Genomic DNA, 13,024 nt, shown 5'->3' with positions numbered 1-13,024 from the left:
ATTGCCCCTCCTAGTAAACTGTTTCCTTGAAGATAAAGCCTGTATCTAATGGTCTAATGGCTGGTTGAATATCTTCAATTCGTGCTAATAAATCATCTTTTATCTCTTCATACGCGTTTTCTGATTCATCAAAATACGTATCGATGGCTTTGCGATAGATTTCTGTAACCGTTACTACATAGTCTGGTGTTTGTAGAACACCCTCGATTTTCAGGGCATCAATGCCACCTTCGAATAATTCACCAAGCTCATCAATTATACACATATCATTTGGACTGAAAATATGTGTCCCATTGACATCTTCATAAATAGGATATTTATTATTTCGCTCATCGTCATGTAGGAACATATTACGATTTTCTTGACGGTTTTCAATGGCCATCACCTTATCTTGATATAAGAAATAATGACCAAGTAATGGGCGTTTCGATTGGAACATACACGTCATGCCATGTACTTGTACCTCAATCTCCACCTCAGTATTTTCTTTAATTTCTAATACTTCATCAAGAGAAAGTTCACGTGCTAATACGGCACGCTTTGCACCACGTTTCCCCCAGTAATTCGCTGTAAACCAGTTTGTAGCAGTCGTTTCTGGATTCCAATGTAATGGAATCGTCACGGCTTGCTCGCGGCGAATAATAAGTACCGCTGGATCACCATAAATTAAACGATCCACTCCGATACGTTGCATTTCTTTTAAATAGTCTGCCAGTGCCTCTAGTTTCTCATTATGAAAAAGTGCATTGACCGCAACATAAACCTTTTTACCTGCTGCGTGAATTAGCTTCGTCGCTTCTTCCACCTCTTCAACAGAGAACTCTCCAGCTAGACGTAGACCAAATTGTTGCTCACCAATAACAAAAGCATCTGCTCCAGCTTCTAAAAGTGCTTTTATATGTTCTACAGATTGTGGTGTCACAAGCAATTCTGGTTTTTTCATAGTAGTCACCTCTTCAAACATAGTAATAAACCGTCACCGACTGGCAAAAAAGCACTTGTATAATCTGGGTGCTGCATAATCCAATCTGTGAAGTTTTTTAAATTGCGAATCATTGTCCGCTTACGACGTGGCACATCCTTCAGCTCTAAATCAGACAGGCCATGCATGTACATATTATCGATATACAAAACCCCACCTGAATTCACTAAAGGGGCATATTTTTCAAAAAAGCGTTGATACTGTCCCTTTGCGGCATCGATAAAGACCGCATCGAAAGTCGTATCAATAGCCTCGTCGTTCACCTCTAATGCGTCACCCTCAATGACCGTAATTCGATCTGATACAGTAGAACGTCGAATATAGGCTTTCGCCCTTGTTACACGCTCTTGATCACGTTCAATTGTAACAATTTGGGCATTGGGCAATGCCTCTGCCATTCGAATAGCAGAATAGCCAATTGCTGTGCCTATCTCTAAAATTTTTGACGGATTTTGAATACGTAACAGTTGATTTAATGCGTCAATACCTGCTAATTGCATAATCGGTACATGATTCTCCTCCGCGTATGCTTCCATCTCTAAAAGCAATTCATTACGTGGCTGTATAAATGATTGTATATATGCATCTGATAATTCCATTGTTTCACCCTCATTTAAAAGGCAACGAGCGTTTGCCGTTGTCTGTACTTCATCATTTATCAACAAAAAGAAAAAGACCAAACGTGATGTCTTGGTACTTTGCCATACAAAAATGAGCAATTGTTTAGATATGCTCCAACAATTGCTACCACGCATATTTGTCCCGCATAAATGAACGGATTGATCAAAAATCACACTTTATAATAGCATGAAAATAGAAGGAAAGCTATTTTTCTTTCCTTCTATCCATCTGTTTGCTATATACTTTTTGCTCTTCCTAAACGCTTATTCTTCTTTTTGTAAATATTTTGCTATTTTCTGTAAATGCTCATCATATGTTTTTGAGAAGTGATTAACACCCTCTTTATCTGCTAAGAAATAGAAATAGTCGGTTTGACTTGGATTTAATGTTGCCTCAATAGAAGTTTTACCAGCACCAGCGATTGGTCCAGGTGGTAAGCCTTTATTTTTATAAGTGTTATAAGCATTATCCACTTCTAAATCTTCAAAAAGCACACGATCTTTATGATCACCAAGTGCATATAACACGGTCGGGTCTGTCTGTAATGGCATGCCTTCATTTATTCTATTATAGAAGACACTTGCGATTGTCTCTCGATCTGTTTGAGCTGTCGCTTCTTCTTCTAATAATGAGGCAAATGTTAACAGCTGATGCACCGACATTTGTTTTTCTGCTAAAACATCACTATAGTTCTTCACCACATTATTCATCGCCGCTATCATCTCTTCTACAATTCCCTGTAATGATGGTTTTTCTTCATAGTAAGAGTAAGTGGCTGGGTAAAGATAGCCCTCTAAATCATAGCGAATATTATCCGCTAACACAGCCTCCGTGACAAGTTCAGGATAATTGGCCATCATTTGCTGAACAAATGTATCACTCGTCACAAGATCCATAAATTCCTGTTTTGTGTATGGTGTTTTCTTTTCAATCACATTCCCAATTTGTTCAAGTGTTAAGCCCTCCGGAACTGTCATTGTAAAGACAGGCTTACGGTAGACTTTCCCTGTTTTCAAGCTTTCGATCAGTTCATCGAATGTCATCGCCTGTGTTAGATCATAATTTCCTGCTTGGAATTGAGATTCATTTTTAAATTTTGCATAGTATTTAAAAACACGTGCATCTTTAATGACGTCTTTTTTCTCTAGCAGCGTGGAAATGGATGATAAACTAGAACCAATAGGTACTTCCACAGCAATGGTCTTCGTCGCATTAGGATCGAGTGGCTTTAATGCACCCTTGACATAGTTGTACCCAAGGATACCAACAACACCGATTATAAGCACGAAAACAATCGCAATAATTGCAACGATTTTTCTCACGATTTTTACCTCAGATTTTCTTTCCTGCATTTTTGAAAACATTTCTTGTTTTTTAGAACCGTTATCCACGGGTTTCCCCCCTATCACTAATCAATATCATACTAGAAATCAACTTTCACGACAAACAGAAATCGACAATTCAGGAGAAATTGTATATGTAAAAAAAATCTGCCAGCTATTTTTACTGGCAGATCCTCTCTCTATAAAATCTTGCACGGTTCAAAATCTTCATTATATAAACTATAATTGAAAAGTTACTTGCTTCTTATCCGCAAGTAACTCCATAGCAAGTTGAGCTATCACCACATCATCTGCTGGTGGATTAAAGCGACTACATTGAACATCTCTAAATAGACGCTGGATTTTGTTTTCTTTAGATAAACTTCGTCCCCCTACAACTTGCATGGCTTTTGTTACTATATCGATGGCGTAATTACAAATTACATACTTTGCGATACTAACAGACTCTGATAGTTGCTCCTTAAGAGCTGGATTTTGTTCTACCTGTGTTGCAATACTATACAATGTTCTTCGTGCAGTTTGATAAAGTACTTCTATTTCACCAATCCTTTGTTGGACATGACTAGCATGAGCGATTGTATTTTCTAAGCTATGTGAATACGTATTTTTGGCAAAATCAATTGCATAATCTCTTGCTGCTCCTGCCACTCCTAAATAAACGGCTGGAATCTCTAACGAATAGACTCGACCATCAGCTAAAAAACGATTAACTCCATTTGGATGATGTCTGTAAAGCAACGCTGCCTCTGGTACAAACGTATCATGAAAAATAATATCATGACTACCTGTTGCCCTCATGCCCATTGCATCCCATGTTTCAACAATTTCCACCTGTTCGTTTTTCGTTATTAGAAATTCCGCTGTTAGGTTTTCTTCTTCCAGATAAGCAATAATGGTGAATTGTTTTAAAATCGGCGCTAATGAAGCAAATGCTTTTTCACCAGTAATGCAATATCCCCCTGGCACCTTTTTAGCAATTGTACCAGGTAAACTCCCCCGAGAAATATTCCCCTTTCCACGTTCACTGCTAATAATATTCAAAAGTGAGCCTTCCTCAACTGCTTTTCGGCATAATTCTGCAAAGATAGGTTCTGGCCATGTTTTTGCCTCACGAACATTCAAAAACGTCAATAAATGCCAGCCAACAGACAAGGCAGTGGAAGCATCGCCTCTAGCTAATTGTTCCTGCACTAATAACATCTCGTATAAAGAAATTTCTTCTCCTCCATATTTTTGAGGCACTGTTAGTCGAAAATAGCCTGCATCTTCTAAAATTTTAAAATGCTCAAACGGAAATTTTCCACTCTCATCATATTGGTTAGCTGTCTTCTCAATTTGTTGCGCTAAATTCTGAGCATATTGAACAAGCCTTTGCTCTCGTTCATTTCGAATAAAAATATCCATCATTCCTGATTCACCTTACTTTTAGCAAAACGATTCAGCGGCTTTTTCAAGCCTAAATGTTCTCTTAATGTTGTGCCCGTATAATCTTTACGATAAATACCTCGCTCCTGCAAAATCGGTACAACCTTGTCAACAAAATCTTCTAAATCACGTGGTAATAACGGAAACTGTAGCATAAAGCCATCTGCTGCTTGCTCTATTATCCAACGCTCCATCTCATCCGCTATTTGTGTTGGTGTTCCGACAAAAGCATCGCGCTTTGCAGGTCCAAAAAGGCGTGCATACAAATCACCAACTTTTAAATTTTCCTTCTTAATAATCTCTAAGTGTTCATAGAAGTGACTTTGAATACTATTAACTTCTGGGAATTCCACTTCAATAGCAGGTGTATCGAGGGAATACTTTGAAAAGTCAACATTCCCCATGTACCCCGAAACAAATTTTAAGCTTTCGTATGGATCAATCAATGACTGTAATTCATTAAATTTACGAATTGCCTCCTCCTCTGTATCACCTACTATTGGGGAAATTCCTTGTAAAACAAGGAGCTCCTCCTCCTTACGTCCAAAGGGAGGAAGCTGTGCCTTTAATTGCCGATAGTGTTCTTTCGATTTTTCAATATCATCCCAATGGACAAATACAACTTCCGCTGTACGTGCAGCTAATTGTTGGCCTGGTTTAGATGCACCAGCCTGCACAATAACAGGCTGCCCCTGTACAGAACGAGCAATATTTAATGGACCTTTGACAGATAAATAGTTGCCCTTAAATGATGTTTCATGCACTTTAAGACGATCATAAAATAAATTATTATCTCGATCATAGAGAAAAGCATCGTCTTCCCATGAATCCCATAGTGATTGAACAACATCGATAAATTCCTCTGCACGTTCATAGCGATGATCATGCTCCCAATGCTTATCGCGGCTAAAATTTAATGCCGTTTCTCCTGTGGCATCTGCTGTGGTTACTAAGTTCCAAGCAACTCTCCCATTGCTTATATGATCGATGGACATTAACTGTCTTGCCAGCACATATGGCTCACTGTATGTGGTTGAAGCTGTTGCACCCAGTCCAATTTTAGTTGTTGCCGCCGCTAAAGCCGTAATTTGAATTAATGGATCAAAGCGATTTAAAATATGTGGATGTGACTCATGATTAATGGCTAAACTGTCGGCAACAAAAGCTATATCAAACTTTCCTCTTTCCGCAATCTGAGCTACTTTTTGTAATGCTTGAATATCGATGCTTGCATTTGCTTGGGCAGATGGGTGCCTCCATGCAGCAACATGCATACCTGCTCCTATTAAATACAAGGCTAGCTTTATTTCTTTTTTACTAGTCATTGTTATCACCCTTCCTAATATGAATAGAAATCTTTCCATGTTGCTAATTCATCCAGTGGTAGCTCCACTGGAATATAGTTACCATTTGACACTTCTTTAATAAACTTCCCCGTTTCATCTCGCTGATAAATTTCCACGATTTTCTTCAATATGTCATTATTTTTGTCTTCTGCCTTTGCCACGATAACATTAATAAATGGCTTAGCTGTTTCACTTTCGTGAATGATGGCATCCTTCAATAAAAGACCAGCTTCTACAGCAACTCCATTATTAATAATGGCAAAATCAGCATCCTCCATCACACGTGGCGTTGTTGCACCATCAACAGGCAAAATGATTAAGTTTTTGGGATTATCCTTAATACGGTCTTCTCCACCGTTACCATCAAAATCATCCGTTACTGTTAGTAGTCCATGCTCCTGAAGCAGTAGCAAAGCTCTACCCCAGTTGGAAGGATCATTTGGTACAGCAATTTTTGCACCTTCTTTTATATCATCTAGCGATTTATATTTGTTTGAATATAAGCCAATTGGTGCCATTATTGTTGTGCCAATTGCCTGTAAATCCGAGTTATTGTTCGTATTAAATAAATTTAAATATGCAACATGTTGAAAAGCATTAATATCTACTTCTCCCTCTGCCAATGCTTGATTTGGGTCATATTGAGCAGAGAATGTTACTAATTCCAAGTTAATACCTTCCTCACTAGCCTGTTCTTTTATATACGCCCATGTTTTCAATTCCGAGCTACGGATACCCACTTTCACAGTATCTTTTTCATCCGCTTCTGCACATGCCATTAGTAACAATAGTAATGTAAAAAGCCCTATTAAATATTTCAGTTTTTTCATGCTCACATTCTCCCCTAAGACACCCTACGTATTTTTCGTTCAAGACTGTTGCCAATGCTTTGAATAATTTGCACAAGTACAACTAAAATGACCACTGTAACCAAAATCGTTGTATTATCAAAGCGTTGATATCCGTAAGTAATGGCAACATCACCTAAACCACCACCTCCAACAGCTCCAGCCATGGCCGTCGCACCAACAAGCCCAATCGTTGCAGTTGTGACACTTAAGATTAACGATGGGAAGGCTTCAGGTAACAAAAATTTTCGAATAATCTGAAATGGAGAGGCTCCCATTGCTTTGGCTGCTTCAATGATGCCTTCATCCACCTCTAATAATGAATTTTCTATTAATCTTGAAATATATGGTCCAATATGCAAGATTAGCGGCACAATGGCAGCAGTCGTACCAATGGCAGTGCCAACGAGTAATCTTGTGAATGGAATAATTGCAACAAGTAAAATAATGAATGGAATGGAGCGCAATGTATTGACGATCGGATTGACAACCGAGAAGATTAATTTATTTTCAAGAATATGCCCTTTTCTCGTCACAACTAAGATTACCCCTAAAATAAAGCCTAAAATAGCACCAAAAAATAAGGAAATGCTAACCATGTACAGCGTATCTAGAACCGCGTCGATAATGATTTGTGTGCTCACTTTCACGTGCAACAACCTCCTCTATTTGAATATTTTTAGCCTGAATAAAAAGAAATGCTTTTTGTATATCTTTTTCAGAACCAACGAGCTCCACGATTAAATGGCCGAATGGAATTCCTTGTAATTCTGTGATATTGCCGAATAAAACATTGACATCTACAGCAAACTTTTTCGCCACCTGTGAGACAATCGGCTGCCCAACGTCTACTCCTATGAATTTTAAATTGTAAATTTTTTTAGAAGCATCTATACTTTTTAGCTGCTCATAAACAGAAGGTGGAACTTCATCACGAACAACCGATTGGACAAAATTTTTAGTTGTCTCTTCTCTTGGTGAGGAGAAAATTTCAAGTACATTGCCTGTTTCAATAATTCTTCCATTTTCCATGACAGCGACACGATTACAAATATCCCGAATAACCTCCATTTCATGAGTAATCATTAAAATTGTAATACCGTACTCGATATTGACCTTCTTCAGTAAGGCTAAAATCGATTTGGTCGTTTGTGGGTCGAGAGCCGAAGTTGCTTCATCGCATAAAAGGATAGTTGGTTTTGTCACTAATGCTCTTGCAATGCCGACTCTTTGTTTTTGCCCGCCTGATAGCTCATCAATATAGCGATCCGTTTTGTCAGCTAAACCAACAAATGCTAAAACCTCTTTTACTTGACCTTCCAAATTTGATTTTTTTACTCCACTTATGATTAAAGGCATTGCTACATTTTCAAATACTGTTTTAGAATGCAGGAGATTAAAGTGTTGAAAAATCATGCCGATATTTTTCTTCTCCTCTCGAAGCTGCCTTTTAGTGAGCGTGGTTAATTCTTTGCCATTCACAAGTACTTGCCCAGATGTTGGCTCCTCCAGTAAATTTACTGTCCGAATCAGTGTGCTCTTACCAGCACCACTAAAACCGATAACACCAAAAATATCCCCCCTCTGAATTGTTAAATTGATTTTATTTAGAGCCGTTACAGTCGAAGTACCGACCTGGAATTCTTTTGTTGTCTCAATAAACTCAATCATGCACGTCTACCTCCTTAGCATTTATGTGATTGCACAGCTTTAAAATGCTGGGACAACAGCACCTTTATATTGATCTTCAAAGAACGAACGTGCCTTTTCACTTGTTAACCACTTAACAATTGTTTGTATAGCTGGATCATCCTTTTTTTCATTTGTCGAGGCTATTATATTGACATAAGGTGATTCTGAATCTTCTATAATCAGTGCATCCTTCACAGGATTATAGCCCCCTTCTAATGCGTAATTTGTATTGATAGCAGCTGCTTCTACATCATCTAATGAACGAACAAGTAGTGGAGAATCAACACCTATAAATTGAATACTCTTCTCATTTTTCGCAATATCTTCGACTGTATAATCACCTTTCTTCGTTTTATCTAATTCAATCAAACCATTATTTTGAAACAGTAGTAACGCTCTTGAGAAATTGACAACATCATTAGGTACAGCAACCTTTGCATTTTGTGGCAAATCACTAATTTTTTTTATTTTTTTTGAGTACACACCAAATGGCTCAATATGAATTCCTTTTACACTGACTAAATCTAAATGACTTTCTTTATTCGACTGTTCTAAAAAAGGGACATGTTGAAAATAGTTAAAATCCAACTCACCATCTGCCGTTTGTTGGTTCGCTTGCACAGCATCTTTTATAATGGTAATGTCTAGTTTCACTCCATCTTTTTCAATATCTTTTGCTAAATACTCCAATACTTCCGCATGAGGAACATTGGCTGCCCCTACTTTTAATGTTACAATCTCCTCTTTAGTAGCCTCTTCTTTGTTTGTGCAACCAGCCAACAAGCCTATTACCAATGCACCGATAAGCCATTTCCAACCTAGTCTCATCACATTACCTCCTTAGTTAATAAATTTACTTGGTTTAATTTAAAACAAATCTTATCTATTTACTAAGAATTGGTCAATGCTCCTTTTGTTCCATTTATTAAAAAATTCAGAAAATTTAAAGTTAAAATGCATATTTTTTCTCGAAAATTCATTAAATTTAATCGAAAATGCAAAAATTCCATTTGCAGATAGAATATTTTTAGACCCTTGATAGAAAATTTCTATTAATAAAACAAAAACCTCTGAGTGGCTAACAACCACTCAGAGGTTTCATAGTATTGAAAAACAAAACGATTCACAGTATTTTTGTGAAAGGTGAAAATGGATTTCCGTTACAGGCTACTTGCTTTCCTGTGGGCGAGCGCCGAGCCGCTTCCTCTGCTACCGCTCCGTTTAGAGGCTCGCCTGTCTCGCTATGAACTGACCCCAAAAATTTGAACTTTTAAGAAACTCTTCGAAACTCAACTGGACTTTTTCCGTTGAGTTTTATTTTTATCCGTTCATGATTGTAGTAGTGGATATAGTCTACTAACGCTTTTTTGAATGCTTCGTAGTTCTTAAACGTTGTTGCGTATAGAAATTCTGATTTCATAATGCCAAAAAAGCTTTCTATCACGGCATTATCTAAACAATTTCCTTTCCGTGACATACTTTGCTTGATTTCATGTGTTGCCAATAACGCTTTAAAACGTGGTATTTGATATAACCATCCTTGATCAGAATGGACGATTAAGCCACTCTTTTTCGATAACTTTGTATACGTAAACGCCTTCTTAAAAGACTGTTGAACTAACTCAAAATTAGGTGATTTTGATACCTCATACCCAACGATTTCTCGATTGAATAAATCTAATACAGCGGATATATAGATTTTTTGACCGTTTATTTTAAACTCCGTTACATCGGTTACCCATTTCTGATTGGGTGCAGTGGCTTCAAAATCACGTTGGATGACATTCTCTGCGACATAGCCGACTGTCCCTTTATACGAACGGTATTTTTTAGGGCGTACCGTCCCTTTTAAGCCCAATTCTTGCATCAATCGTTGGACCGTTTTATGGTTGATGAAAAACCCTTCATTTCGGAGGGCTAAACAAATACGACGATAGCCATAACGCCCCTTATGGTAATGAAAAAGCGTCTGAATTCGTTCTTTGATCGCCTGATATTTATCTGGTTTTACCCATTTTTGGAGATGATAATAATACGTACTTTTCTTAAGTTTCGCGACTTTTAATAGAGCTTGAAGAGGAAAATCCAACCTTAGCTCATAGACAGCTCTTACTTTTTCTTGGATTTGAAGGCATCCTTTTCTTGAACTAAGGCTTTCAACTTTTTTAAATAGGCATTTTCCATCCGTAAATACTCAATTTCGGCTTTTAACTCATCCGTTGTTTTTCCATTTAAATCGGACGAAGGTGGTTGTTTTTTTGGCATTGATTGGCGCTCCTTTTCTACTTGATAGAGCACCTCACCAGCCGTTGACATCCATTGTTTTTTCCATCTCCGAACGGTTTCACGGGAAGGAATATTAAACTTCGCAGCAGTCTGAAGGAGCGAATCGCCCGTCTCTATCAGGTGTTGAATTACTTTTATTTTAAAAGAATCTTCGTAATTCGTGAACCCTTGAGGACGAATAATTCCTTCGATGCCATGATAGCGATATAATTCAATCCATAATCGAATGTACTGTCGATCCCTCTGTAATCGATTGGCAATCTGATACGTACTTTCTTTTTCTTCAAAGTAAGCTAGAACTGCGGCTAATTTTTGTTCATCAGAAATCACTACCTGCACCCCCTATAGTAGATTTTTAAGTCCAATATTTTGGGTGCAGCTCAGAAGTGGCTCATCGGACACCCCCTGGAAAGGACGCTGGTGGAACGGAAATCAACCCCTCGCCTTGCTAAAGGTTCTTTTTCTGCTATTGACATCACCTTTTTTCAACAACATAAAAAAAACTGTGAGTGGCTAACAACCACTCACAGTTTTTACAATTCGTTTAATACATCCTCAACAAAGGCCCATTCTTCATCCGTTTCAATTGGTAATAATTCTTCTATAGAACCGTCATTTCCAGACAAATATTGAGCTGCAAAAATATCACGTTCTTCCATAGGTTCATCCGTCGCTGGAACATATAAAACATACGATTTACCAAATTGCTCAGATGAAAAAGTATGAATAACCTCACAAATTTGATCTGTTCCATCTTCATTGGTCACAGTAATAAGCTGGGGCTCTGCATCGAATTCATCAAGAAGTGTCAACACTACCTCATTAATCATTTCCCATTCGGCATCCGTTTCAACTGGCTGTAAATTGGCCATTTCACCCGTATTGTCATCATAATCAAAGGTCATCGCTGAAATATCCCCCGGGATTTCTTGCCCCTTGTCATCTACAAGTGAAAATAGCACATAAGACTTGTCCTCTGCATCAAATGTAAAGACCACACGGCATTTTTGCTCTTTGCCACCTTCGACTATTATCGTAAATTCTTGTGTTTCTTCATTCATTTGGGTTCCTCCTTTATACCTTTGCTGTCATTTATTAAGTGGATTTTATTTACCCCCACGCTATTATTGTTGCGTATTTTATTAGCGGGCTCTTGAGTAGTTCCAGTCATTTGATGAGTGCTGTCACCCTACTTTTGAGCGGTTTCTCTCACTTTACGAACGATTTACAACACTCTTGAGCGAAACCCACATGTATCTCCACAATTCAACTACTAGACAGAGGCTCAATAAAAAAGGAACAAGGAATGCAAGCTGCGATCCTTGTTCCAAGCTTTGAGTTAGAAGATTATTCTTCGTTTTCATCCTCTAAAGCATTTAAAACGTCCTCTACCATATCCCACTCTGCTTCAGTTTCGATTGGTGTTAATTCACCATCTTCACCATTTTCAGATGGTACAAATGAAGATACGAAGATTTCAACTGAGCCATCTTCATCTTCTTCTGCGCCTACCATTGAGTAAAACACATATGATTTGCCAAACTCTGGAGATTCATGAACGTGAATCACTTCACAAAGCTGCTCGTTTCCGTTTTCGTCAATCACTGTAATGTGTTGAACATGTAGTTCTTCTTCATGGTTATGCTCGTGTGTCATGCCTAAGTCACCTCATCAATTAATTTTTGCTATCTAAGTAGCCTTGTAAAATCATCACAGCCGCCATTTTATCAATGACCTGCTTGCGCTTTTTGCGACTCACGTCCGCTTCGATTAGCATACGTTCTGCAGCCATCGTCGTTAAACGTTCATCCCATAACTTAACCGGTAGTGAAAATGTTCCTTCCAACAACTTTTTATAGTCCTCAGATGCTTCTCCACGCGGTCCTACCGTATTATTCATGTTTTTCGGATATCCTACAACAAATTCTGTTATAGCATATTCCTTTACTAGCTCGGCGATGCGGTCAATGCCGAACTCTCCGTTAGCCTCATCAATTTTTACGGTTTCAATACCTTGGGCAGTCCACCCGAGTGCATCACTAACAGCAACCCCAACAGTTTTCGACCCAACGTCTAATCCCATAATTCTCATTTCTAGTCCTCGTTATTCTTTTTAATATAAAATTTAACAAGCTCCTCTAGAATTTCGTCACGCTCAAGCTTGCGAATTAAATTACGAGCATCCTGATGGCGAGGAATATACGCCGGATCACCAGAAAGTAAGTAACCAACAATCTGATTGATAGGGTTATATCCCTTTTCCTCTAATGAAGAATGTACTTTCAACATTACTTGCTTGACTTCCTGTTCCATTGATTCTTCTGGAAAATTAAATTTCATCGTTTGATCAAATGAACTCATGACCAGCACCTCGCTTTCAGAAATAAGGAGATGTGCAGACAAGCTCATCTCCAATTTCTCTTTATTATAACATGTTTTGGCGTATTATCAATTATACCTCGGCATAATTACGTTCGGAAT

15 protein-coding genes are annotated in these 13,024 nt (G+C 38.1%); all 15 read right to left on the bottom strand.

Annotated elements, in window-relative coordinates; translation table 11 throughout:
* Nucleotides 1-10: 10 nt before the first annotated feature.
* Nucleotides 11-943 (bottom strand): peptidase U32 family protein, encoded by a 933-nt coding sequence (locus MHI34_RS14835; protein WP_342503582.1) that lies wholly within the window; start codon nt 941-943, stop codon nt 11-13.
* A gap of 5 nt (nt 944-948) precedes the next feature.
* On the bottom strand, nt 949-1,581 hold the full coding sequence (locus tag MHI34_RS14830) for an O-methyltransferase (RefSeq protein ID WP_089933455.1): 633 nt from the start codon (nt 1,579-1,581) through the stop codon (nt 949-951).
* 285 nt (nt 1,582-1,866) lie between these two features.
* Nucleotides 1,867-2,994, bottom strand: coding sequence for an endolytic transglycosylase MltG (mltG, locus tag MHI34_RS14825; RefSeq protein WP_036121947.1), 1,128 nt, complete (start codon nt 2,992-2,994; stop codon nt 1,867-1,869).
* A 171-nt stretch (nt 2,995-3,165) separates the two neighbouring features.
* Entirely contained in the window at nt 3,166-4,353 is a 1,188-nt protein-coding gene (locus MHI34_RS14820) for an acyl-CoA dehydrogenase family protein (protein WP_036121950.1), read from the bottom strand.
* Complete coding sequence (locus MHI34_RS14815) at nt 4,350-5,696, bottom strand: LLM class flavin-dependent oxidoreductase (RefSeq protein ID WP_271910480.1); 1,347 nt, start codon at nt 5,694-5,696, stop codon at nt 4,350-4,352. The genes MHI34_RS14820 and MHI34_RS14815 overlap by 4 nt, the downstream gene beginning before the upstream one ends.
* Nucleotides 5,697-5,710: 14 nt before the next feature.
* Nucleotides 5,711-6,547: a MetQ/NlpA family ABC transporter substrate-binding protein gene (locus tag MHI34_RS14810; RefSeq protein ID WP_036121957.1), complete on the bottom strand. Its 837-nt coding sequence runs from the start codon at nt 6,545-6,547 to the stop codon at nt 5,711-5,713.
* Nucleotides 6,548-6,561: 14 nt separating this feature from the next.
* The gene (locus MHI34_RS14805) at nt 6,562-7,164 is read right to left on the bottom strand and encodes a methionine ABC transporter permease (RefSeq protein WP_230593802.1); all 603 of its coding nucleotides are present in this window, start codon (nt 7,162-7,164) and stop codon (nt 6,562-6,564) included.
* Nucleotides 7,157-8,236 carry an ATP-binding cassette domain-containing protein gene (locus tag MHI34_RS14800; RefSeq protein WP_338651584.1) on the bottom strand — a complete coding sequence of 360 codons (1,080 nt, stop codon included), beginning with the start codon at nt 8,234-8,236 and terminating at the stop codon, nt 7,157-7,159. The genes MHI34_RS14805 and MHI34_RS14800 overlap by 8 nt, the downstream gene beginning before the upstream one ends.
* Nucleotides 8,237-8,275: 39 nt before the next feature.
* Nucleotides 8,276-9,085 (bottom strand): MetQ/NlpA family ABC transporter substrate-binding protein, encoded by an 810-nt coding sequence (locus tag MHI34_RS14795; protein ID WP_036121966.1) that lies wholly within the window; start codon nt 9,083-9,085, stop codon nt 8,276-8,278.
* 442 nt (nt 9,086-9,527) lie between these two features.
* A complete protein-coding gene (locus MHI34_RS14790; RefSeq protein WP_145991300.1) occupies nt 9,528-10,382 on the bottom strand; it encodes an IS3 family transposase in 855 nt (284 codons plus the stop codon).
* Nucleotides 10,367-10,873, bottom strand: a complete 507-nt coding sequence (locus MHI34_RS14785; protein ID WP_180957783.1) for a helix-turn-helix domain-containing protein — start codon at nt 10,871-10,873, stop codon at nt 10,367-10,369. The genes MHI34_RS14790 and MHI34_RS14785 overlap by 16 nt, the downstream gene beginning before the upstream one ends.
* Nucleotides 10,874-11,076: 203 nt before the next feature.
* Nucleotides 11,077-11,604, bottom strand: coding sequence for a DUF1292 domain-containing protein (locus MHI34_RS14780; RefSeq protein ID WP_036124330.1), 528 nt, complete (start codon nt 11,602-11,604; stop codon nt 11,077-11,079).
* 286 nt (nt 11,605-11,890) lie between these two features.
* A complete protein-coding gene (locus MHI34_RS14775; protein ID WP_036124332.1) occupies nt 11,891-12,199 on the bottom strand; it encodes a DUF1292 domain-containing protein in 309 nt (102 codons plus the stop codon).
* A 19-nt stretch (nt 12,200-12,218) separates the two neighbouring features.
* Nucleotides 12,219-12,635 (bottom strand): Holliday junction resolvase RuvX, encoded by a 417-nt coding sequence (ruvX, locus tag MHI34_RS14770; protein WP_342503581.1) that lies wholly within the window; start codon nt 12,633-12,635, stop codon nt 12,219-12,221.
* Nucleotides 12,636-12,637: 2 nt separating this feature from the next.
* Entirely contained in the window at nt 12,638-12,904 is a 267-nt protein-coding gene (locus tag MHI34_RS14765) for an IreB family regulatory phosphoprotein (protein ID WP_004226839.1), read from the bottom strand.
* Nucleotides 12,905-13,024 lie beyond the last annotated feature (120 nt).

It is taken from the genome of Lysinibacillus sp. FSL L8-0126, assembly GCF_038630385.1.
GTDB lineage: Bacteria > Bacillota > Bacilli > Bacillales_A > Planococcaceae > Lysinibacillus > Lysinibacillus fusiformis_D.
The sequence above is the reverse complement of the archived record's forward strand: the minus strand, read 5'-3'. Positions and strand labels throughout refer to the sequence as shown.